Origin of the sequence: Paraburkholderia saeva (assembly GCF_907164555.1) — a bacterium.
Taxonomy (GTDB): domain Bacteria; phylum Pseudomonadota; class Gammaproteobacteria; order Burkholderiales; family Burkholderiaceae; genus Paraburkholderia; species Paraburkholderia saeva.
In genome coordinates, this window is sequence record NZ_CAJQZC010000002.1 from 775,280 (window position 1) to 797,470 (window position 22,191).

General features: G+C 62.3%; 18 protein-coding genes and 2 tRNA genes. 7 read left to right on the top strand and 13 right to left on the bottom strand.

Going from position 1 to position 22,191, the window contains the following annotated elements; translation table 11 throughout:
• Nucleotides 1-15: 15 nt before the first annotated feature.
• The 9 genes from LPA36_RS07770 to def all read right to left on the bottom strand — a co-directional run bounded on the left by LPA36_RS07770 (nt 16) and on the right by def (nt 8,929).
• A tRNA-Phe gene (locus tag LPA36_RS07770) sits at nt 16-91 on the bottom strand.
• A gap of 83 nt (nt 92-174) precedes the next feature.
• Nucleotides 175-864: a response regulator transcription factor EsaR gene (esaR, locus tag LPA36_RS07775; protein ID WP_228875537.1), complete on the bottom strand. Its 690-nt coding sequence runs from the start codon at nt 862-864 to the stop codon at nt 175-177.
• On the bottom strand, nt 865-3,288 hold the full coding sequence (locus LPA36_RS07780; protein ID WP_228875538.1) for a sensor histidine kinase: 2,424 nt from the start codon (nt 3,286-3,288) through the stop codon (nt 865-867).
• Entirely contained in the window at nt 3,278-3,868 is a 591-nt protein-coding gene (locus tag LPA36_RS07785) for a DUF4390 domain-containing protein (protein WP_228875539.1), read from the bottom strand. Before LPA36_RS07785 ends, LPA36_RS07780 begins: the two co-directional genes overlap by 11 nt.
• On the bottom strand, nt 3,865-5,280 hold the full coding sequence (rsmB, locus tag LPA36_RS07790; protein WP_228875540.1) for a 16S rRNA (cytosine(967)-C(5))-methyltransferase RsmB: 1,416 nt from the start codon (nt 5,278-5,280) through the stop codon (nt 3,865-3,867). Before rsmB ends, LPA36_RS07785 begins: the two co-directional genes overlap by 4 nt.
• 346 nt (nt 5,281-5,626) lie before the next feature.
• A complete protein-coding gene (gene htpX, locus LPA36_RS07795; protein ID WP_228875541.1) occupies nt 5,627-6,484 on the bottom strand; it encodes a zinc metalloprotease HtpX in 858 nt (285 codons plus the stop codon).
• A 102-nt stretch (nt 6,485-6,586) separates the two neighbouring features.
• Nucleotides 6,587-7,240 (bottom strand): LysE family translocator, encoded by a 654-nt coding sequence (locus LPA36_RS07800; protein WP_228875542.1) that lies wholly within the window; start codon nt 7,238-7,240, stop codon nt 6,587-6,589.
• 159 nt (nt 7,241-7,399) lie between these two features.
• On the bottom strand, nt 7,400-8,395 hold the full coding sequence (fmt, locus tag LPA36_RS07805) for a methionyl-tRNA formyltransferase (protein WP_228875543.1): 996 nt from the start codon (nt 8,393-8,395) through the stop codon (nt 7,400-7,402).
• 30 nt (nt 8,396-8,425) lie between these two features.
• Entirely contained in the window at nt 8,426-8,929 is a 504-nt protein-coding gene (def, locus tag LPA36_RS07810; RefSeq protein ID WP_228875544.1) for a peptide deformylase, read from the bottom strand.
• A gap of 265 nt (nt 8,930-9,194) precedes the next feature.
• Between def and dprA the strand changes: the two genes are divergently transcribed.
• The 3 genes from dprA (at nt 9,195) to LPA36_RS07825 (ending at nt 13,716) form a co-directional block, all read left to right on the top strand.
• The gene (gene dprA, locus LPA36_RS07815) at nt 9,195-10,322 is read left to right on the top strand and encodes a DNA-processing protein DprA (RefSeq protein ID WP_228875545.1); all 1,128 of its coding nucleotides are present in this window, start codon (nt 9,195-9,197) and stop codon (nt 10,320-10,322) included.
• Between the two features lie 58 nt (nt 10,323-10,380).
• Nucleotides 10,381-10,758, top strand: a complete 378-nt coding sequence (locus LPA36_RS07820; RefSeq protein WP_228875546.1) for a thioredoxin family protein — start codon at nt 10,381-10,383, stop codon at nt 10,756-10,758.
• A gap of 282 nt (nt 10,759-11,040) precedes the next feature.
• Nucleotides 11,041-13,716 carry a DNA topoisomerase III gene (locus LPA36_RS07825; RefSeq protein WP_228875547.1) on the top strand — a complete coding sequence of 892 codons (2,676 nt, stop codon included), beginning with the start codon at nt 11,041-11,043 and terminating at the stop codon, nt 13,714-13,716.
• A 91-nt stretch (nt 13,717-13,807) separates the two neighbouring features.
• Here LPA36_RS07825 and LPA36_RS07830 read toward each other — a convergent pair whose 3' ends face one another.
• A complete protein-coding gene (locus tag LPA36_RS07830; RefSeq protein ID WP_228875548.1) occupies nt 13,808-14,902 on the bottom strand; it encodes a LysR family transcriptional regulator in 1,095 nt (364 codons plus the stop codon).
• Nucleotides 14,903-15,250: 348 nt separating this feature from the next.
• Nucleotides 15,251-17,107 carry a phosphoenolpyruvate carboxykinase (GTP) gene (locus LPA36_RS07835; RefSeq protein ID WP_228875549.1) on the bottom strand — a complete coding sequence of 619 codons (1,857 nt, stop codon included), beginning with the start codon at nt 17,105-17,107 and terminating at the stop codon, nt 15,251-15,253.
• A 350-nt stretch (nt 17,108-17,457) separates the two neighbouring features.
• On the opposite strand from LPA36_RS07835, the gene LPA36_RS07840 reads away from it, so the two are divergent.
• Nucleotides 17,458-18,471 carry a D-2-hydroxyacid dehydrogenase family protein gene (locus LPA36_RS07840; protein ID WP_228875550.1) on the top strand — a complete coding sequence of 338 codons (1,014 nt, stop codon included), beginning with the start codon at nt 17,458-17,460 and terminating at the stop codon, nt 18,469-18,471.
• Nucleotides 18,472-18,525: 54 nt separating this feature from the next.
• Here the strand turns inward: LPA36_RS07840 and LPA36_RS07845 are convergent, their stop codons facing one another.
• Both LPA36_RS07845 and LPA36_RS07850 read right to left on the bottom strand, forming a co-directional pair.
• Entirely contained in the window at nt 18,526-19,392 is an 867-nt protein-coding gene (locus LPA36_RS07845; protein ID WP_228875653.1) for a patatin-like phospholipase family protein, read from the bottom strand.
• Between the two features lie 64 nt (nt 19,393-19,456).
• A complete protein-coding gene (locus LPA36_RS07850; protein WP_228875551.1) occupies nt 19,457-19,861 on the bottom strand; it encodes a PaaI family thioesterase in 405 nt (134 codons plus the stop codon).
• 210 nt (nt 19,862-20,071) lie between these two features.
• Here LPA36_RS07850 and LPA36_RS07855 point away from each other — a divergent pair.
• The 3 genes from LPA36_RS07855 (at nt 20,072) to LPA36_RS07865 (ending at nt 22,066) form a co-directional block, all read left to right on the top strand.
• Nucleotides 20,072-20,147 (top strand) — tRNA-Lys (locus LPA36_RS07855).
• Between the two features lie 322 nt (nt 20,148-20,469).
• Nucleotides 20,470-21,477 (top strand): hypothetical protein, encoded by a 1,008-nt coding sequence (locus tag LPA36_RS07860; protein WP_228875552.1) that lies wholly within the window; start codon nt 20,470-20,472, stop codon nt 21,475-21,477.
• Between the two features lie 7 nt (nt 21,478-21,484).
• Nucleotides 21,485-22,066: a hypothetical protein gene (locus LPA36_RS07865; RefSeq protein WP_228875553.1), complete on the top strand. Its 582-nt coding sequence runs from the start codon at nt 21,485-21,487 to the stop codon at nt 22,064-22,066.
• Nucleotides 22,067-22,191 lie beyond the last annotated feature (125 nt).

Below are 22,191 nucleotides of genomic sequence, written 5' to 3' on the forward strand. Positions count from 1 at the left end.
CCTGGGGCTAAATTCTGGTGGCCTGGGTCGGAATCGAACCAACGACACGCGGATTTTCAATCCGCTGCTCTACCAACTGAGCTACCGGGCCAACGAAGAAGCGAAAGTATATCAAAGTGGGCCGCCCGCCTCAAGCCCCTTGGTGAAATTTATCGGGATGGGCTGCAAGAAGCTTTATTCGCTCTTGTTCTTGCCAAGGTCGACGCCGAGCTGCTTCAGCTTGCGATACAGGTGGGTGCGTTCCAGCCCGGTCTTCTCCGCGACGCGCGTCATGCTGCCGTTTTCGCGCGCGAGGTGATATTCGAAGTAAGCGCGCTCGAAAGCGTCGCGCGCGTCGCGCAGCGGGATATCGAACGAAATCGACGCGGTCTGCGCCGGCAGCGCGCTGCCGATCATGCTGTCGCCGGAGAGCATCGGCAGCGCGGCCGCCGACGCCACCGCCGACACGCCCACGGGCAACACCGGCTTCATCGCCATGCCACCGGCGGCGGGCGCCGCGTTGCCGCGCGCAAGACCCTGCTCGACGGCCTTCAGCAGCTTCTGCAATGCGATCGGCTTCTCGAGAAAATTGAGCGCGCCGATGCGGGTTGCTTCGACTGCGGTGTCGATCGTCGCGTGACCGGACATCATGATCACCGGCATCGTCAGTTGCCCTTGCGCGGCCCACTCTTTCAACAACGTGACGCCATCGGTGTCCGGCATCCAGATGTCGAGCAGCACGAGATCCGGCGCCTGACGCAGACGGAAATCGCGCGCTTCCTGCGCGTTTTCCGCCGCCTCCACGACGTGCCCTTCGTCGCTCAGGATCTCCGAGAGCAATTCCCGGATGCCCATTTCATCATCTACCACCAGGATGGTTGCCATTTACGCTGCCCTTGTCTGCACGGTTGCTTTTGTCGTTCCCTGCAATGCGTCGCCATGCGTGCCGTGTGGCCCCGCTTCCGGCGCCGCCGCGTCGTCTGCCATTTGAAGGAAAAGGATCGAGATCTGCGCGCCCTCGATCACATCGCCCGCTTTCATACGGTTGCGAATGTCGATTCGCGCGCCGTGTTCATCGACGATCTTCTTCACCATAGCAAGACCAAGACCTGTTCCTTTGGCCTTGGTGGTTACGTAAGGTTCGAAGGCGCGCGTGAGAATGCGCGCGGAGAAGCCTGCTCCGTTATCCGAGACGGTCAGACGTACCGCCACACGCGCTTTGCCTTCTGCATCGGGATCGCCATATTCTACTGTCCGCGTCTCGAGCACCACATGGGGATGCTCGACGTCCGCCACAGCGTCCTGCGCGTTCTGCAACAGGTTGTGAATCACCTGACGCAGTTGCGTCGCATCGCCGCGAATCACCGGAAGATGCGCGCCGAGCTCCACCGCGATCGCGCTCTTGCCTTCTTCGATGCCGTACAGCGTGAGCACTTCGCTCACGAGGTCGTTCAACTGCAGATTCGCGAGCACCGCCGGCGGCGTGCGCGCGTAATCGCGGAAGCTGTCGACCATCTGCTTCATCGCCGCGACCTGATTCACGATCGTCGTCGCGCCTCGCTTGAGCACATCGGCGTCCGATGGCGTGAGCTTGTCGGCGAGCTTCATCTGCAGGCGCTCCGCGGAAAGCTGGATCGGCGTCAGCGGATTCTTGATCTCGTGTGCGAGCCGTCGTGCGACTTCGCCCCATGCGATCGAACGCTGCGCGGAGATCACGTCCGAAATGTCGTCGAACACGACGACATAGCCGGACGTCTGCGCGTCCTGCGCATCGCCGTCGGTCGCGGCGACGAGACGGGCGCCGCGCACGAGCAGCGTCAGCGGTTCGGCTTCGCCCGTCACCTGAACCGACACCTGCTGCTGCCAGTGTCCGCGATCGTCGTGCCCATCGCCACCCGCCGCCTCGCGATCGGCGAACGCCTTGCGCACCATCGCGCCGAATTCGTCGAGCACGCCAATGTCGTCGAGCGGCGAGCCGAGCATCGGCTGGAACGGCTGGCGGAAGATGCGCTCCGCGCCGCGATTCGCTGTCGTCAACCGGAAGCGCCGGTCGAATACAAAAACGCCTGCGGTCAGGTTCGCGAGAATACTTTCCAGATACGCCTTCGAATGTTCAAGCGCGATGCGGTTGTTCTCGACCGCCGCGCGCGCCTCGGAAAGCTGGCGCGTCATCGCGTTGAACGACTGCGTGAGGAAGCCGAGTTCGTCGCGCGACTTGATTTCGCGCTTCGGCGTGTAGTCGCCTTCGGTCACTTCCTTCGTGCCCTGCGCGAGCAGGAACAGCGGCCGCGCGAGCTGGTTGCCGAGCGCGAGCGCCAGCATCATCGCAATAAACGTCGCGAGGAACAGCGCAAGCGTCAGCGTGCCGATGTACATCTTGCGCAGACCGGTGCGCCCGAGCGCCTTTTCCTGATATTCGCGATACGCGCGCTGCACGGCATCGGCGTTACGCGCGAGCGACGGCGAAACCGGCACCGTAAGTTGCAGGAAGCGTTCGGCCGGCTGCAGCAACGCCGCGTTCGAATCCGGAATGCGCTGCACGACGCGCAGACGCAGCGCGCCCTTCGCGCCACGCTCATGTGGATCGCCATCCACTTCGCCTTCGATGGCGGCAAAACCGTGGCCGCGCGCCTGCTCGACCATGAGCGGCGTCGGCAGATCGTTCGGCACGAGTGACGCGTAATTGCCCGACGCCTGCGCGACGACGTGCATGTCCGGCGTCGCGCCCGACATGCTGCGCACCGGCTCGACGATGGTCGCCTCCTGCACGCCGAACTGGTCGCGCAGACGCAGCAGCGTGAGCGTCGTGCTCCCCGGTTCGGTGCTCGCAAGCTGCTCGGACATCAGACGGCCCTTCGTCTGCAGATCGGACAGCGAGGCATCGAGCATGCCGCGTCCCAGATTCAGCCCGGACGTCAGCGCCGTTTCGACGTTGACGTCGAACCACGATTCAATGCTGCGCGACACGAACTGATACGACACGACGTAGATGATCCCACCCGGCACGACACCGACGAGCGCGAAGAAGAACGCGAGTTTTGCGAGCAGCCGCGTGCCGAACTTGCCCTTGCGCAATCGCGTGATGATCACGACGACCAGCACCGCGACGATCAGCATGAAGATCAGCGCGACCGCGACGTTCGCCGCGTACAGCCACTGATAGTAGCGATCGAAGAACTCGGTATTCGCGCTCGCGGCGGCGAGCAGCACAAGCAGCAGAACAGCGGTGACGGCGACCGTCGACACCATCACGCGGACGATGAGTCCGGTGACGCTGGTGGTCGTGGCGCGGCGCACTTTATTTAGCACGTTCAGTCACCGTGAAGGTAAAGCGCTTCCAGTCCGAAGCGAGGTTCCAGTCGCGGTTGTTGACCGCGTCGATCTGGAACGGCTTCGGCATCAGCGCGACGTCGAGCTGCATGCGCACCGACGCGTTATACGTCTCGCCGACATGCACTTCATTGCGGTCGATCACGTGCCACGACGTGACGTGCTTGATCACCGAGAGCGCGTCCTTCAATGTACTGAAGCCGAGTTGAAGACCACCCGACGACACGCGATATTCACGCGTGAGCGGCTGGAACGACAGACGGATGCTTTGCGAAACGCTGACCGGCTGCTCGTCGAACCAGTACCAGCGCGGGCGACTCAATTCGAAATCGGTGGTGAAGTAGAGCGGGATGCCTTTGTTGACCGCGTCTTCGAGATTGCTGTTCAGGTCGAAGTCAAAACGCGCGTCGAGATTCCAGCCATTGCCGTCGGCCTGCAATGATGCACGCTGCACGGCGATCGAGTCGGCGTACGCGGATCCGGCGGTGCCCAGCCAGACGGCCAGCGCAAACCAGAGCACGGCCGCGAGCCGAAGCGGGAAGAAGCGTTTGATGGTCACCGTTTCTGAAAGCGCGCGTAGAAAAATCCGTCGTGGTCTGAATTCGAGTCGGTGTCCTGCCCGGTACGCGGCGCGCCTGGCGAACTGGCCGGCGCGCGGGCGACCTTGGGCAACAGCTGCCCCGGCGCGTCCAATCGTACCGCATCTTGATGGATGCCTCCAAACCACTGCGCCTGCAACTCGCCCTCTTCGGGGAAGATCGAGCACGTCACATAAAGCAGTTCGCCGCCGGGTTTGACGAGCGGCCAGAGCGCTTCGAGAATCCGCCGCTGCTCGGCGACCAGCGCGGGAATATCGCTCGCGCGACGCAGCCAGCGAATATCCGGATGACGCCGCACGATGCCCGACGCAGAACACGGCACGTCGGCGAGGATCCGGTCGAAGGGCTGGCCGTCATGCCACTTCGCCGGATTGCCGGCGTCGCCGATGCGCACTTCGGCTTCGAGATTCAGGCGCTGAAGGTTTTCGCCGATGCGCCGCGCACGCGACGCGTCGCTTTCGAGCGCGATCAGTTCGATGTCGGCAAGTTCCAGCAGATGCCCGGTCTTGCCGCCTGGCGCGGCGCACGCGTCGAGCACGCGCATGCCGTCCGTCACGCCGAGAGACTGCGCGGCGAGCTGCGCGCCCGCGTCCTGCACGGAGACGACGCCATCATCGAAACCCGGAATGCGGTCGACAGGCATCGGCGTATCAAGACGTACCGCATGCTCGCCGGCCGCACGCGCCGCGATGTGATGCTCGTCCAGCCCCTTTAGATAGTCGGCGACGGTTGAGCGGCGCGCATTCACGCGCAGCGTCAGCGGTCCCTGTTCCTTGCCGGAGGCGAGGATCGCCTCCCAGTTGTCCGGCCACGCGCTGCGAACGGCGTCGATCCACCACTGCGGATAGTTCCAGTGGGCGACGTCGTCGGCCTGCACCGTGGCAAGCAGGCCCTCGCGCTCGCGCAGGAAGCGGCGCAGAACCGCGTTGACGAGCCCCTTTGCGAACGCGAATTCGCGTCGTGCGCTGATTGCGTTGACGGCCTGATCGACCACGGTGAACTGGGTGTACGCGGCCGACGCTTCGTCATCGACAAGCAAGGCGAGCGCGCATGCAAGCACATGACCGACGTGCGGCGGCGGCGCCTTGCGCACGAGTTGCGCGATGAGCGCCTCGGCGGTGGCGAGACGGCGCATCGTGCGGTACGCGATGTCCTGCACCGCGCCGCGCGCTGCCGCGCCTTCGGGCGCGGAGACAAAAACGCTTTGCAATGCCGCCGGCAGCGCCGCGCCGAGGCGCACAGCGCCGATGGCCTGCGCCGCGCAATCGAGCGCAAAGCCCAGCGACTCGGGCGCGAGATGCAACGTCGACAGACGCGATTCTCGCGGGCGCGGGGATTTTGAAACGGATCGCTCGGAAGGCTTGGCAGTCATGGATCAGACAGAGGCGGGCCACGCGGGCGGCGTGGCGCAAAAGAGACATTGTAGCGTGGCGCGCCGCCGGGCCGGGGCCGGACCCATGGTGTGGGTGTGGTCTGAGTGGGTTTGGAAGTTCCCTGGGGTGGGGGCGAGCTGACAGGAGGACCGCTTGGTTACGTCGAGGTTTTTGGCTGGGCGGTTGGGTTTGCGATTGAGCTTTTGGCCGCGCCCGCCGTTACGCCTGCGGGGAAACAAAAAGGGCGAGCCTGCTGGCTCGCCCTTCGGGCTGCGGAACGCGAATGCCTTCCTGCGCGTATTTGTCTTCGGTTCATTTCATCCGGAGAAGCACCTTCGCGTTATCTCATTCGAAGCGCCCGGTGCGCGCCATCTCCATCAGGCGCGCGACGCGTTCCTCTGTGGCCGGGTGCGTCGAAAACAGGTTCGCAATGCCGCCGCCGGCGAGCGGGTTCATGATCATCATCTGCGCCGTTGCCGGATGAGCCTCGGCGGTTGCAAACGGAATTCCGCTCGCATAGCGATGAATCTTGTCGAGCGCCGACGCCAGCGCCTGCGGGTCGCCCGAAATCTGCGCACCGCCACGATCCGCTTCGAACTCGCGCGCACGCGAAATTGCCATCTGGATCAGCGCGCCCGCAATCGGCGCCAGAATCGCCACGGCAATGCTGGCAACCGGATTCGACGCGCGACCGTTCTCGTCGCGCCCGCCAAAGAACATCGCGAAGTTCGCCAGCGCCGAAATCGCGCCCGCCATGGTCGCCGACACCGTCGAAATCAGGATGTCGCGGTGCTTCACGTGTGCCAGTTCATGCGCCATCACGCCGCGCATTTCGCGCTCCGACAACACCCGCAGGATGCCCGTCGTTGCCGCGACAGCCGCGTGCTCAGGATTGCGGCCCGTCGCGAAGGCGTTCGGCGCGTCTTCGTTGATCAGGTACACCTTGGGCATCGGCAGATTGGCGCGCGTGGCGAGTTCGCGGACCATCCGGTAAAACTGCGGCGCGCTGGTTTCGTCGACTTCCTGCGCGTTGTACATGCGCAGCACCATCTTGTCCGAGAACCAGTACGAGAAGAAATTCATGCCGATGGCGATCAGGAACGCGAGCATCATGCCCCGCGAGCCGCCGATCATGCCGCCAATCACGATGAAAAGGGCCGTAATCGCGGCCATCAGCATCGCGGTTTTCACCCAGTTAAACATTTCCTGTACTCCTTGCCCGAATGCGGTTCACCTATGAAGCCGCCCAATGCGGCGGCTGATTGTAAGCGATTTGTTAGATATGGGCGCGCGAGGAAAATTCAATCAGCGTGATGCGGTGGCGAGTTTGATGCCGAGACCGACGAACGCGCTACCCACGCCGCGGTCGAGCCACTTTTTCACGCCGGGCTTTCCGGAGAAACGCTGCGTCACGCTGCCAGCGATCCACGCGACGAAGCTGTTCCAGACCATGCTCATCAAGACGAACACCACGCCAAGCGCCAGGAACGCCAGGGTTTTGTGCTCGCTATCGGCAGTAACGAACTGCGGAAAGAACGATACGAAGAACAGCACGACCTTCGGGTTCAGGACGTTTGTCCAGAAACCCTGCAGGAAAAGCTGACGCAGCGATTTCGGCGCGCCGGGCGCGCGCGACGGGACGCTCGTCGCCACATTGGGCACCTCTGCCGCCGGCTTCGCGAGGATCAGGCGTACCCCGAGATAGATCAGATAGATCGCGCCGACGAACTTGATGACGGTGAACGCCGTGGCCGACGCGGCCAGCAGCGCGGTCAGACCGAACGCGCAGGCCAGCGAATGCACGCAGCACCCGGCCGATATGCCAAGCGCAGACATCAGCCCCGCGCCGCGCCCCTGCGCAACGCTGCGCCCGACGATATAAGCCGTGTCCGGACCAGGCGTGACGTTCAGCAGAAAAACGGCGACGACGAAAAAAGCGAAATGGGTGATGGCAAACATTGAAACCTCGGGCGCGTGGGGAATGCACGAACGATTCTAACGCGCCGCGAGGAGGCGGCGCGATCTGGCCGAACGGCATAGGGTGCGACGACTTCGATCGCCTTACGATCCTGCTTGAAAGACGGAAAACCGGGGCGCGAGCGCTGGCAGGCGCTTCTATTACTGCGCTTCCGGCAACTTGAAACGCTGCCCGGCCTCGAGGGTCGCGCCAGCAAGAAACTCGCGCACAGGCAGGCGCTTGCCGCCGGGTTTCTGCAGTTGCGTGAGGCGCAACGCGCCGCTGCCGCTCGCGACAACCACGCCTTCCGGCGAAACCTCGACGATCGTGCCAGGCGCAGCTTCGCCTGCCGGAGCGGCAACATCGACTGCTGCCGCGGCCCAGATCTTCAGCGCGGTGCCGTCTTCGAGCGTCGCTACGCCGCCCGGGAACGGGTCGAACGCGCGAACCTGGCGCGCAAGCTCAACGGCGGGACGCCGCCAGTCGAGCGCCGCTTCGTGTTTGGCGATCTTTTCGGCGTACGTCGCGCCGTCTGCGGGTTGCGGCGTGGACGCGAGCTTGCCCGAGCGCTCGAGTTCCACCAGCGCCTCGACGATCAACCTGGCGCCCGCCTGCGCGAGCCGGTCGTGCAGGGTTGCCGTGGTGTCGTCGGGATGGATGGGCGTGCGGGCATCAGTAAGCATCGCGCCTGTATCGAGGCCGACGTCCATCTGCATCAGTGTGATGCCAGTTTCGGCGTCGCCGGCTTCAATCGCACGGTGGATAGGCGCAGCGCCACGCCAGCGCGGCAGCAGCGATGCATGAATATTGATGCAGCCATGCGGCGGGATATCGAGCACTTCCTGCGGCAGCAGCAGTCCGTACGCGGCCACGACCATGACGTCGTGCGGCGTCGCGCGCAACTGGTCGATGGCGGCGGCGGCCTCGGCCGGATATTTGCCGTTTCGGCGCAGTGAAGGCGGCTGTGCTACGTCGAGGCCATGTTCCAGCGCGAAGCGCTTTACCGGGCTCGCCTGCAATTTCATGCCGCGGCCGGCAGGACGATCGGGCTGCGTCAGAACGAGTGGCACCGGAAAACCGGCCGCGTGAATCGCGGCAAGCGCCCCGGCGGCGAATTCCGGCGTACCGGCAAAAATGACGCGCAGCGAATGGCTCATGTACTGGGGCTTTGGCAGGATGGAAAGGCGTTACATCGCGTGTGCGAGCTTTTTCATCTTGTTCTTGATGCGCGTCTGCTTGAGCGATGACAGGTATTCGACGAACACGCGGCCCATCAGGTGATCCATCTCGTGCTGGATGCACACCGCGAGGAGCCCCTCGCAGTCGAGTTCGAACGTCTCGCCCTTTTCGTTCAGCGCCCGCACGCGCACCTTCTCGGCGCGTTCGACGTTGTCGTAGATTCCGGGCACCGACAGGCAGCCTTCTTCGGAAAGCTTCTTCTCGTTGCTCGACCAGATGATTTCCGGGTTGATGAACGCCTGCAGTTCGTCATGGGTTTCGGACACGTCGATCACGATCACGCGTTCGTGTACGTCGACCTGCGTTGCCGCAAGGCCGACGCCCGGTGCCGCGTACATCGTTTCGGCCATATCGGAGACGAGCCGGCGGATGCGGTCGTTGACCACTTCCACGGGCTTCGCGATCTTGTGCAAGCGCTTGTCGGGATAGTTGAGGATGTTCAGTAAAGCCATGGTTCTGATGAGAGTGAGTGAGCGCTGCGCGTCACGGCCGCTTCCAGCCTGATACCGGGCCGGGCCCCATACATGGCCATCTGGCCAGCTTGTGGGCCCATCGGGTTATACGGAGGATATGCGGTCGAACCAGTTCGATTCAACACAGGGCTGGACGCACGACTGAAAGGCACGCGCGGGCGGGCGCGGCGCTGCTTTTATTCCGGATGATGAAAATTTTAGCATGGCGACCGCCCGGCCGCTGCCCGCAAAGGATTGACACGCAATGCGCACCCTGCCGATGACTGACACTGAACTCGCCGCATGGCTGCGGCTTTCGCTGGCGCGAGGGCTCAAACCGGCTGTATTGCGCACGCTTCTCGATGCATTCGGGCTTCCCGAGGCACTGCTGGGCCAGTCCTTCGCCGCGATCGCCGCAGCAAGTAACGAAGCGTGCGCGCGGGCCGTGCTCGCGCCGCCCGCGCCTGGATTCGACGAGCAACTCGCCGCCGTCCTCGCGTGGCGTGAAGCGTCGGGCAACCAGGTGCTGACGCTAGGCGATCCGGCATATCCACCGTCTCTGCTGAGGATGCCCGATCCACCTCCGCTGCTATATGTAAAGGGGAGGCTGGAACTGCTCCACGCGCGCAGTATCGCCGTCGTCGGTAGCCGCAGCGCGACGCCGCAAGGTGTCGAAGATGCCGGGCGCTTTTCGCGGGCGCTGTCGGACGCGGGGCTCGCCGTCGTATCCGGGCTCGCGCTGGGAATCGACGCCGCCGCGCATCGCAGCGCGCTCGCCGGGTCTGGCAGCACTGTCGCGGTCATCGGAACGGGCGCGGACGTGGTGTATCCGTCCGCGAACCATCAGCTTGCGCACCAGATCGCAGCGTCGGGCGTCATCGTGTCGGAATGGCCGCTCGGCACGCCGGCCCGCTCCGCTCACTTTCCCCAACGCAACCGGCTCATTGCGGGGCTGTCGAGCGGCGTGCTCATCGTCGAGGCGGCCATGCGCTCCGGATCGCTGATCACCGCCCGTCTCGCGAATGAAATGGGACGCGACGTGTTCGCCATTCCCGGCTCGATTCACGCGCCGCTCGCGCGTGGCTGTCACCGCATGATCAAGCAGGGCGCGAAGCTGGTCGAAACACCCGAAGACGTCCTCGAAGAACTCGGGTTCGAGATTCCCGCAGCAGCGCCGTCGCACCGTGCGGCCCCGGATATCGCGGCTTCGCTCGCCCCGGAAGCCCGACGGCTGCTCGATGCGCTCGGCCATTCGCCGGCCACGCTTGAAATTCTCGCCACACGCACCGAAATGGATGGGACCACGCTGCAAGCCACGCTCCTGCAACTGGAACTGGCAGGCCACCTGAGCGTATTGCCGGGCGGCCGCTTCGTCCGGGCGAGCCACACCTGACGGCGCGCCATGCTACATTCGCGCCAAAGCACCTGACATAAATACGCAAGGAATTGCCATGCCCGCGCTGAATCTCGACACCGATCAGGACCGGATCGCCGAGCGCATCAATGATCGCGACACGTTGTTTGTCGCGTGTCTGTGTGCGGAGTGGTGCGGAACGTGCCGCGAGTATCGTGACGCGTTCAACCAGCTGGCGGACCGTCATCCCGATATCTGCTTTGCGTGGATCGATATCGAAACCCACGCGGACCGTTTCGACGATCTGGACGTGGAAAATTTTCCGACGATCCTGATCGAAGACGCCCATACCACGCGCTTTTTCGGCACCGTGCTTCCGCAAGCGGGCATCGTCGAGCGCATGCTGGCCGAGTCCACGGCGCTGCCGGGCATCACAGGCGCGCCAAAAATCCGGCCGGCGCTGGCTGTTGCCTGAAAGCATCGCCAGCCGGCGAGACTGTTGAGCAATTGCGCCGTGCGAAGACGCGTTACGGCAGGTCGCCGGCGGGCTGAGCGAGGCCGCGCCAGGCGCCAGAACGCACAGCCAGCAAGGCTGCCAGATCTCACGCAGGTGCGGGAGCCCCGCTTGCCGGACTGGCGGACACCCCATTATGATGAGCCGCTTTTTTGAAGCACGAGAATCGCCGTTTCAGTGGCGTGTGCTATAAAGCGGTCGTTAAAGGGCCACAAACCCGATCCACATACTCACATCCCAGTCATGTCCAAAGCACTGATCATCGCCGAAAAGCCTTCCGTCGCGAACGACATCGCGCGCGCTTTGGGCGGCTTTACCAAGCATGACGAATACTTCGAAAGCGATGACTACGTCCTTTCGTCGGCGGTCGGGCATTTGCTCGAGATCGCGGCGCCCGAGGAATACGAAGTCAAGCGCGGAAAATGGAGTTTCGCCAATCTGCCGGTCATCCCGCTGCATTTCGATCTGAATCCGATCGCAAAAAGCGAGTCGCGGCTGAAGGTGCTGACGAAGCTGCTCAAGCGCAAGGACATCGACCGGCTCGTGAACGCATGCGACGCGGGGCGCGAAGGCGAGCTGATTTTCCGTCTGATCGCGCAGCACGCGAAGGCGAAGCAACCCGTGCAGCGCCTCTGGCTGCAATCGATGACGCCGGCCGCGATCCGCGACGGCTTCGCCCGTCTGCGTAGCGACGAGGAAATGCAGCCGCTCGCCGATGCAGCGCGCTGCCGGTCCGAAGCCGACTGGCTTGTCGGCATCAACGGCACGCGGGCAATGACCGCGTTCAACAGCAAGGGCGGCGGCTTCTTCCTGACAACCGTCGGGCGCGTGCAGACGCCAACGCTGTCGATCGTCGTCGAGCGGGAAGAGAAGATTCGCCGCTTTGTGCCGCGTGACTATTGGGAAGTGAAGGCGGAGTTCGTCTGTTCGGCGGGCTTTTATGAAGGCCGCTGGTACGACCCGAAATTCAGGAAAGACGAGTTCGATCCGGAAAAACGCGATTCGCGTCTCTGGAGCCTGCCGGCTGCCGAAACGATTGTCGCCGCGTGCCGCGGCCAGATCGGCACGGTGACGGAAGAATCGAAGCCGTCGACGCAACTCTCGCCCGCGCTCTTCGACCTGACGAGCCTTCAGCGTGAAGCCAACGGCCGCTTCGGCTTTTCGGCGAAGAACACGCTCGGTCTCGCCCAGGCGCTGTACGAAAAGCACAAGGTGCTGACGTACCCGCGTACCGATGCGCGCGCGCTGCCGGAAGACTATATCGAGACCGTGAAGAGCACGCTCGATATGCTGAAGGAGAGCAACAACTACCTGCCGTTCGCAAAGCAGGTACTCGACAAGGGGTGGGTGAAACCGAACAAGCGCATCTTCGACAATTCGAAGATCAGCGACCACTTTGCAATCATCCCGACATTGCAGGCGCCGAAGGCGCTGTCCGAGCCGGAGCAGAAGCTGTACGACCTCGTCGTGAAGCGCTTCCTCGCGGTGTTCTTCCCGGCTGCCGAGTTCAAGGTGACGACGCGCATCACAGAAGTCGTCGGTCATCACTTCAAGACCGAAGGCAAGGTGCTGGTCGAGCCCGGCTGGCTGCAGATCTACGGCCGCGAAATCAGCGGCGAAGACGCGAACCTCGTGCCCGTGAAGAAGGACGAGAAGGTCAAGACCGACAAGGTCGCGGCTCAACAGCTCGTCACCAAACCGCCGGCACGCTACAACGAAGCCACGCTGCTGTCGGCGATGGAAGGCGCGGGCAAGCTCGTCGAAGATGACGAACTGCGCGAGGCGATGGCGGCCAAGGGGCTCGGCACGCCGGCCACACGCGCCGCCATCATCGAAGGTCTGCTGGGCGAAAAGTATCTGATCCGCGAAGGCCGCGATCTGATTCCGACTGCCAAGGCGTTCCAGCTGACCACGCTGCTGCGCGGTCTTGGCGTCGAGGAACTCACTGCGCCAGAACTCACGGGCGAGTGGGAACACAAGCTCGCGCAGATGGAGCGCGGCAACCTCAAGCGCGACGAGTTCATGCAGGAAATTGCCCGCATGACGCAAACCATCGTCAAGCGCGCAAAGGAATACGACTCGGACACGATTCCCGGCGACTACGCCACGCTTGAAACCCCGTGTCCAAATTGCGGCGGCCAGGTCAAGGAGAACTACCGGCGCTTCGCGTGTTCCAAATGCGAATTCTCGATTTCGAAAATTCCGGGCGGCCGTCAGTTCGAGATTCCCGAAGTCGAAGAACTGCTGCAGAACAAGACGATCGGTCCGCTCTCGGGCTTTCGCAGCAAGATGGGGCGCCCGTTTTCAGCGATCCTCAAGCTCTCGTTCGATGACGAAACGAAGAACTACAAGCTCGAGTTTGATTTCGGTCAGGATTCAGGCGGCGAAGACGGCGAAGCGCCTGATTTCTCCGCGCAGGAACCGGTCGGCGCCTGTCCGAAATGCAAGGCGCGCGTCTTTGAGCATGGCATGAGCTTCGTCTGCGAGAACTCGGTGGCGAATCCGAAAACCTGCGACTTCCGTTCGGGCAAGGTCATCCTTCAGCAGGAAATCAGCCGCGAACAGATGTCGAAGTTGCTCGAAGAAGGGCGCACGGATCTGCTGACGAACTTCAAGTCGTCGCGTACGGGTCGCAACTTCAAGGCGTTCCTCGTGAAGCAGAGCGACGGCAAGATTGGCTTCGAGTTCGAGAAGAAGGAGCCGTCGGCGAAAACCGCGGCGAAGACGGCTGCCAAAAAGGCCGCAAGTGCTGGCGGCGACGCGGAAACCGAAGCGCAGGAAGAAGGCGCTACGGCCAAGGCTGCGCCGGCACGGAAAACGGCGGCCAAAACGACCGCGACCAGGACCGCCGCAACCAAAACCGCAGCCGCAAAGAAAGCGCCGGCGAAGAAGGCTGTCGCGCGCAAGACCGGCTCGTAGGCATTACGGCGCGCGCCGGCTCGACGCAGCGCGCAGCAATGAAAAAGCGCAGCCTGATGGCTGCGCTTTTTTTACGTCATCGGCCGCCGACTCAAAGCGGAGATAGCGCCGTCGGGCGCGGCCGCAAACTGGACTTGATCGGCTTGGCCGCCGGAACTTCGCTGTCCAGCAGGCTTGACAGAGGCTCAGCGCCGTCGAACGCCTCGGGCGGCATACGGTCCGACGAAGGCGCCATCGCTGGCGCTGACGGGCGCACAAGGCCGTCCTTGACCCATTGCTCGCCAAGCTGGCTGTTCGGCGTCTGGTTGAAGTGCTCGACCAGGTGATCGATGAACGTGCGCACCTTGGCCGGCAGATGTCGACGGCTCGGATACGCGATGTTGATTTCGACCTGCGGCAAACGGTAATCGCTGAGAAGCCGTACCAGCTTGCCGCGTGTCGTATCCCGGCCAATCAGATAGCTTGGCAGGATCGCGATGCCCATGCCGAGCATCGCGAACTGGCGCAGCATCTCTGTGTTGTTCGCGACGATCACGTTCGTTGGACGCACGCGCACTTCGCCGTCCGGCCCCGTGAAGACGCGCTCGTCGCCCCAGTATTCGGAGGGCAGCGAGAGACACGGATGTTCGGCGAGATGCTCGGGACGCGTCGGCGTGCCGTGCTTTTCCAGGTACGCCGGCGTCGCGCACACAGTCATGCAGCCGGTGGTCAGGCGCCGCGTCACGATGCTCGCACTGCGCATATGACGCGCGATCACGACGCCGACATCGAATCCCTCTTCGACGAGATCGACCTGCCGGTCGACCAGCGTAACGTCGGGGATCACTTTCGGATAGCGCTCGGCGTACGTCTGCAGCACCGGCGCGAGGTTGTGAAGCCCGAACACCACGGGCGCGACGATGCGCAGCGTGCCGACGGGTTCGTGATTGCGCGCCACCACCATCTGTTCGACGTCTTCCAGCTCGTCGAGAATCTGGCGCGCGCGTTCGAGATAAACCTGACCGGACTCGGTCAGCGAGAGGCTACGGGTTGTCCGGTTGAGAAGCCGTGTGCCAAGCCGACCTTCAAGGTCGGCCACATGCCGGGTCGCGACAGCATTCGAGATATCCATCGCACCGGCTGCGCGGGCAAAGCTACCGAGATCCGCCACCTTGACGAAAACCCGCATCGACTGCAAATGATCCATAAGACAACTCCTGCGTGTTACAGCTTTTTTCTTCCCGTAGAGGCGAAGCGAACTGCGAATGGCGAATTCTCCTCCGACTCCGGAAATCCTGCAGAAGTTGCCTGGAAACTTGGCGATTAGATAAAAATTTGTGCGATTGTGCCCTTTAGTGGGAAGTGCCCTGCTCAATTGTTCCCAAGATGGAAACAATGCAAGGTAAGTGGCTGCTGAAACAATCGTTGCGCAAAATGCCGAAAGCCATTGCGCAACTGCCGAAAGTGCCCCGAAAGCAGCAAGAATTTTCCCAAACCGTGGACACAAAAAAGCCGCCGGAAGGCGGCTTCCAAAGCGAAGCGGGTGCTCACACTGTCACGCGGCGAGCCGGTTACGTAGCGCTGTCTGCGTCTCCTGCAACGCGGGCGGCAGGCCCCGCTCCAGCGTATCGAACAGTTGCGCGTGCAGATCGAGCTCCTCGCGCCAGGCGACGTCGTCGACTGAAATCACCTCGTCGTATTGGTCGCGCGTGAATTCCAGGCCGCTCCAGTCGATGTCCTCGTAGGCCGGCGAAACGCCGAACGCGTGTTCCGCGCCCTTCGCCTTGCCTTCGATCCGGCCGACCATCCAGCGCAGTACGCGCATGTTCTCGCCGAAACCCGGCCACGCGAACTTGCCGTCGGCGCCTTTGCGGAACCAGTTCACGCAGAATATCTTCGGCATCTGCACGTTCAGGCGCGCGAGGCGCTCGCCGGTCCGCAGCCAGTGGCCGAAGTAATCGCTCATGTTGTAGCCGCAAAACGGCAGCATCGCGAACGGGTCGCGGCGCACCACGCCCTGCTGGCCGGCGGCTGCGGCCGTGGTTTCGGAACCCATCGTCGCGGCCATGTAGACGCCCTCGACCCAGTTGCGGGCTTCGGTGACGAGCGGCACGGTGGTCGAACGGCGGCCACCGAAGATGAACGCGTCGATCGCCACGCCAGCCGGGTTCTCCCAGTCGGCATCGATCGATGGGCATTGCGACGCCGGCGCCGTAAAGCGGGCGTTCGGGTGCGCCGCCTTGCGCCCGGTTTCCTTCGCGATCGCAGGTGTCCAGTCCTCGCCCTGCCAGCCGATCAGGTGCGCGGGCGGTTCGTCGGTCATGCCTTCCCACCAGACGTCGCCGTCGTCCGTCAGCGCGACGTTCGTGAAAATGACGTTTTCCTTCAGCGTCGCCATCGCGTTGAAGTTGGTCTTTTCGCTCGTGCCCGGCGCGACGCCAAAGTAGCCCGCTTCTGGATTGATTGCGTACAGGCGTCCGTCGTTGCCCGGCTTGATCCACGCGATATCGTCGCCGATGGTGGAGATGCGCCAGCCGTTCATGCCTTCTGGCGGAATCAGCATCGCGAAGTTCGTCTTGCCGCACGCCGACGGAAACGCCGCTGCGACGTGATACTTGCGCCCTTCCGGCGACGTCACGCCAAGAATCAGCATGTGTTCGGCGAGCCAGCCTTCGTCGCGGCCCATTGTCGATGCGATTCGCAGCGCGAAGCATTTCTTGCCCAGCAGCGCGTTGCCGCCGTAGCCCGAGCCGTAGCTCCAGATTTCGCGCAATTCGGGGAAATGGACGATGTATTTCGTGTCGTTGCAGGGCCACGGCACGTCTTTCGCGCCGGCGGCAAGCGGCGCGCCGACCGAGTGCACGCACGGCACGAAGTCGCCGTCCTCGCCAAGCACGTCGTACACCTGGCGGCCCATGCGCGTCATGATGCGCATGTTTGTCACCACGTACGGGCTGTCGCTGAGTTCGACGCCGATGTGCGCAATCGGCGAACCGAGCGGCCCCATCGAAAACGGCACGACGTACATCGTGCGGCCGCGCATCGCGCCGTCGAAAAGACCGTCGAGCGTCGAGCGCATTTCCGCCGGTGCAATCCAGTTGTTCGTCGGGCCGGCGTCTTCTTCGCGCTGCGAGCAGATGAACGTGCGGTCTTCGACGCGCGCCACATCGGACGGGTCTGAGCATGCGAGATACGAGTTCGGGCGCTTTGCCGGATTGAGCTGCGTAAGCGTGCCGGCCGCGACCATCTGCGCGCACAGACGGTCATACTCTTCCTGCGAGCCGTCGCACCACACAACACGCTCCGGCTTCGTCAGCGCGGCCACGCGCTGAACCCAGTCGATGAGTTTTCGGTGTCGGATCCAGGCCGGTGCCTCGACGGCTGCCTGACCATTAAATGCGGGATGATTCATCGAGCTGTCTCCGTTCTGTTATTAAAAGAAAAACGGTAACCAGCCCAGCAACGCTGCTCGCGAGAGGCGTCCAACCCAGCTTCGCCGATGTTCCGGCCCGCCTGATTGTGCATGACGTCGTGGGCCCGCCAGCCTGTTGTTCGAAACCGTCTGTAAAGCGGCTTGCATCGTTTAGCAACAAACTGTTAAAAACAGGGGTGAATCCTGCCTGCCTGAAATGGGCCTATGTTCCGGCCCCCGTTCGACAGGGCTTCAATCCGCAGTACCAGCATGCGTGCGAATCACATGTTGGGACATTCAGCTTATCACTCCGTTCCGCGCCCATTAGGTGCGCCGCAAAACACAACGCCATGAAGATTGCCATCCTCGACGATTACCAGGACGCCGTTCGCAAGCTCAATTGCTTCCAGTTGCTGGCCGACCATGAAGTCAAGGTTTTCAACAATACCGTTCGCGGTCTGGGCCAGCTTGCAAGCCGTCTGGCCGAAGTCGACGCATTGGTCCTGATTCGCGAACGTACGCGCATCAGCTCGCAACTCCTCGATAAATTGCCGCATCTGCGCATGATCAGCCAGACGGGCAAGGCATCGAGCCACATCGACATGGCCGCGTGTACCGAACGCGGCATCGCCGTGCTGGAAGGCAGCGGTTCACCGATCGCGCCCGCCGAGCTGACGTGGGCACTCATCATGGCCGCCCAGCGACGCATTCCGCAATACGTAGCAAACCTTAAGCAAGGGGCCTGGCAGCAGTCGGGTCTCAAGACCTCGGCACTGCCGCCGAATTTCGGGCTCGGCACCGTTTTGCGCGGCCAGACGCTCGGAATCTGGGGCTACGGCAAGATTGGCCGGCTGCTGGCCGGCTACGGCAAGGCATTCGGCATGAACGTCCTGATCTGGGGGCGCGAACATTCGCGCGAGGCGGCGAAGGAAGATGGCTACAACGTCGCCGAAAGCCGTGAAGCGCTGTTCGAGCAGAGCGACGTACTGTCGCTGCATCTGCGCCTGCACGACGACACGCGCGGCATCGTCACGCAGCACGACCTGATGCGCATGAAGCCGACTGCGCTCTTCGTGAACACAAGCCGCGCCGAGCTGCTGGAAGAAAATGCGCTGATGGGCGCGCTTTCGCACAACCGGCCGGGCATGGTGGCAATCGACGTGTACGAAAGCGAGCCGATCCTGCAGGGCTACAGCCTGCTGCGGATGGAGAACGTGATCTGCACGCCGCACATCGGTTATGTCGAACGCGAGAGCTACGAGCTGTACTTCGGCGCGGCGTTCAAGAACATCCTCGCATTCGATGGAGGCGACACGTCGAGCGTCGCGAATCCGGAAGCGCTGCAGGGCGGACGGCGCCGATAAGCGGGCCGCCCGCTTTTACTCGCAACACGTGTCCGGATTCGGGCACGTCGCGCGTCATTCGTGAGCGGCGGCGCTCAGCAGTTCGGGCATGCGCTGCAGGAACTGCTCGCCGTCGACGCGACCGAGGTTGTATGCGTGCTGCATTTGCGACGGGCTGGTGTAATCCCAGCTCGAAATCGGCACCTTGCGCGACGGTTGCACGTATAGACGCTGCTGCGTGCCATGCGGCACGACGAACATCTGCGGCCGCGGGTAGAGCCGCGTCACCATCACGAGCACCATGCCGGGCGTTTCATCGAGCGCGCCGACCGGCACGTTATCGACCATTCCACCGTCCAGCACCGGGCGGCCGTTGCGTCGCAAAACCGGCGTGAACGGAGGCGTACTCGACGATTGCAGGATCAGGTCGGCAAGATCCTCGACGGTCGCGCAATCCTGCGCGCGCACGAATTCCGGATGGAAGCCGAGCGTCTGACCGAGCGTCGGATGCAGCGTCTTGCGGACGTATTTTTCGATGTTGTACGCGATCAGTCCCGCCGCGACGGCGCTCCGCGCGCCCAGCCAGCGCGGCAGATGCGACACGCCGATGCGAATTTCGGGCGCTTTCGCGAGCGCCGCGAAACGCTCGCCATAGATATCGAGCAGCGCCTGCCGGTAGATGCGGTAGTGCGGAAACACCGATTGCCCGCGCAGCAGGTTGCCCCAGTATGCGTTCTTCGTGTTTTCGCGCAGCGCGTGCTCGTAGTAGCGCATCACCCAGTCGGATTCGTTCGTATAGAGCATGCACGCCGTGGCTGCGCCCGCCGAAATGCCGGCGATCACGCGCGGTTTGATGTGCAGTTCGGGCTGGACGACGTCCCAGAAACCCGCCTGCCACCAGCAGCGATTTCCGCCGCCTGCGAATACGACCTGATCGAACATCGTGAGTGTTTCCCTCAGTGCGCCGCCCCGACCGCGACGCGTCATGAATACTGCGCGGCCCGGTTCAGTCGAGCAGCGCGTAGGTTGTGGTGGCATGGACGGCCAGCCGACCGTCTTCGTCGAGCAGTTCGACTTCGCCGAATACGAGATTGCGGCCGAGGCGCAGCACCCGCGCGGTAATGAGCACGTCGCCCTTGCGGACCGCCTTCATGAAGCTGATGTTGAGCGAGACGGTAGTCATCGGCTTGAAGCCGCCGAGCGCAGCCGAAATGGCGACGACCATCGCGGTATCGGCGGCTGCCATGAAAACCTGCCCGCAGATCACGCCGCCCGAATGCCGCAGTTCGCCAGAAAACGGCAGACGCAGCGTGGCGCTGTCTTCGCCGACCTTGACGGGCGTCAGCGCAAGCGCGCGCACCCACGGCGCGAGTACGCGGTCTAGCAGTTCACGGATTGCGTTGTCGTCCATCGTGTGTCCCCGGTTCGAGCCGCGCGGGCCGGCGCGGCGTGTTGTCGCGTCATCATACCGGGCGCGGATGGAGTAAGTGTTCTGGAGCGCGCGCGGGTTTGGCGGCTGGTTTCTGGCGCGTTTGCAGGCGCCGTCCGATAGATTTTTTTAGGAAATCTGCGAAAGGGGCTAGGCAAGCGTTGGGAACTCGTGCATAATTCGCAGTCTGTTGGGGCGTTAGCTCAGTTGGTAGAGCAGCGGACTCTTAATCCGTAGGTCGAGTGTTCGAGTCACTCACGCCCCACCAAGCTACACAAGGGTTTGCCGGTTTTAACTGGCAAGCCCTTTTTCTTTTTCCGACGCTATGTAACCGCTGTGTAACCGTATTCTTGTGATGCAGTTCCGGCCGCGTTGCAGTGTCTCTCCACTGGCTGATACAAAATAGCGGCCTTCCCCGTAAGTTGATGCTTGCGCCGCGACGTTCATCGAATCACAATCGCGGACGACATTCAATCATCCGAAGATTGGCGCCGCTGTCGACTCATATCAGTTTAGGATCTGTACGCAGATCCGAAGACGTGGGGCCACCAGAACGTTCGCGGTCATACATAGAAAAAGAGGGGATCAACGTGGCCCGTAAGGCTCTCCCGAAGCAGCTGTTCTATAAGCAAGCTGGCTTCTTGCAACCATCGAAGGTCACCCTACAAGACCTTGTCTCTCGATCTGTTCGTAAGCTCAAGGTCACAAAACGAAATGAGGTCATTACTGACGGCAGCGCGACGCCGTCAGCCAGCGGCGCCCAGCAGTGGGTGCGCCTGATAAATTCCCCACGGGAATACGCCGGGTTCATTTTTGGCGTTCTCACGCTGTATTCGCCGGGTACACATCACCTGGTTATTGAGACAGCCGTGGATGAGGAGAAAGACGAACTGGATGTCAGCCAGCTCGCGCCACCCGACGGAAAGCAATTCACCGAGACACCGCTGTATTTTGGCATTCGGGACAATCACGTCGTAATCATCCAGTCGAAAGCATTACGCGTGCAGGAATTGGAAGCGCACCTTAACTGGCTGTTTGAATATGCCAGTACTATGGCAAGCAACCAGCGCGTTGAACTCACCGACGCCATCCCGGAGCAAACGAGGAAAAAACTCCAGAGTGCACCCGTGAAAAGCCTGACCATCGGTGCCCCTCTGATCAGCGAAGTTGCGCCGGGCAAGGGCGTCGCCGCGAAGTCTGCAGCTGCGGTCAGCAAATTTGCAAAAGGGATTGGCTTGGACGTCCTAAAGGGCCTACTCTCTGAAAAGGAATTTTCGGCACTGAAAGTTGACGAACTGACAGAGGCCCCTGACATTCAGGTTAACCTCCAGATTAAAGTCGTCGGGCACCGGAAAGACGACGACTCGTCTGACAAAATCATGAAGAAGATCATGCGCGAATTGCGTCATGTGGAAGATCCGAGCTTCTTCAAAGCCGAGGTGAGGGGTATGGGGCGCATGGACGGGTCTGCGCTGCGTGTTCAAAGCTTTAAATCAGTAGCTAGCTATGATGGCGTGCTGGACGTCAGTGACGCATATGAGACCATGCGAGCGTGGCTAGAGTCCATAATTGATACGGGAACGATAAGGGTCGACTGAAAGCACCGTGAGAATCCTTGGATTAATCTTCGGTTTGGCAACAGCGTGGGCGCTCAACAGATGGGCGCCCGACGTCGTCACGACCGTAGCCAGTTCAACAGGATTCGGGGGCATCTTGGGAGCGATTGCGGTGGCGCTCACCTCTACATGGGCCATCGCCTTCAACCGTTTGTCTGCCTTGGAAAAGCTGGACGATCTGACGAGCGATCAGAAGCGAACGGCAACCATTCGCACCCGGGGATTCCGCAAGGGCATCCTTCAAGCGATCGCTCTCAATAGCATTGCCTTGGCCATAGCGCTGTTGTGCATACCGCTTGGAACAGGCATGCTCAAGTGGTCCGTCGGATCGTATACTGTCGCCTACGTGATGGTGCCGTTTTTGGGCCTTTGGCTGGGTGGTTTTGCTCAATCAATTCGCGTAATTCACAACATCGATGATAGTCGTATCGCAATAGCGGAAACACAGGCTATCGAAAAACAGAAGGCCGCTTATCTCCAAAAGCTGCGCGAAGATGAGCGCAAGAATCCGATTGACCGAAACGATGCCCACCTCAATAAGTACCGCGAATCTCACAGGTTCCAGCACTGATCCGCACGGCGCCTCGCCGTCAAATCCGTCATCTGCGGGGTTCTTGCTTCCTCCACCGATAGTTGCGGTCAGTGCGAATAGCGGTGGCCGCTGACCGTCGTTCGTATCCCCCTTATTGAGATGCT

Excerpts from the sequence above, each read along its gene's own strand:
- esaR (WP_228875537.1), bottom strand. The coding sequence starts at position 864 with ATGGCAACCATCCTGGTGGTAGATGATGAAATGGGCATCCGGGAATTG.
- rsmB (WP_228875540.1), bottom strand. The coding sequence starts at position 5,280 with ATGACTGCCAAGCCTTCCGAGCGATCCGTTTCAAAATCCCCGCGCCCG.
- htpX (WP_228875541.1), bottom strand. The coding sequence starts at position 6,484 with ATGTTTAACTGGGTGAAAACCGCGATGCTGATGGCCGCGATTACGGCC.
- LPA36_RS07800 (WP_228875542.1), bottom strand. The coding sequence starts at position 7,240 with ATGTTTGCCATCACCCATTTCGCTTTTTTCGTCGTCGCCGTTTTTCTG.
- fmt (WP_228875543.1), bottom strand. The coding sequence starts at position 8,395 with ATGAGCCATTCGCTGCGCGTCATTTTTGCCGGTACGCCGGAATTCGCC.
- def (WP_228875544.1), bottom strand. The coding sequence starts at position 8,929 with ATGGCTTTACTGAACATCCTCAACTATCCCGACAAGCGCTTGCACAAG.
- dprA (WP_228875545.1), top strand. The coding sequence starts at position 9,195 with ATGCGCACCCTGCCGATGACTGACACTGAACTCGCCGCATGGCTGCGG.
- LPA36_RS07820 (WP_228875546.1), top strand. The coding sequence starts at position 10,381 with ATGCCCGCGCTGAATCTCGACACCGATCAGGACCGGATCGCCGAGCGC.
- LPA36_RS07825 (WP_228875547.1), top strand. The coding sequence starts at position 11,041 with ATGTCCAAAGCACTGATCATCGCCGAAAAGCCTTCCGTCGCGAACGAC.
- LPA36_RS07830 (WP_228875548.1), bottom strand. The coding sequence starts at position 14,902 with ATGGATCATTTGCAGTCGATGCGGGTTTTCGTCAAGGTGGCGGATCTC.
- LPA36_RS07835 (WP_228875549.1), bottom strand. The coding sequence starts at position 17,107 with ATGAATCATCCCGCATTTAATGGTCAGGCAGCCGTCGAGGCACCGGCC.
- LPA36_RS07840 (WP_228875550.1), top strand. The coding sequence starts at position 17,458 with ATGAAGATTGCCATCCTCGACGATTACCAGGACGCCGTTCGCAAGCTC.
- LPA36_RS07845 (WP_228875653.1), bottom strand. The coding sequence starts at position 19,392 with ATGTTCGATCAGGTCGTATTCGCAGGCGGCGGAAATCGCTGCTGGTGG.
- LPA36_RS07850 (WP_228875551.1), bottom strand. The coding sequence starts at position 19,861 with ATGGACGACAACGCAATCCGTGAACTGCTAGACCGCGTACTCGCGCCG.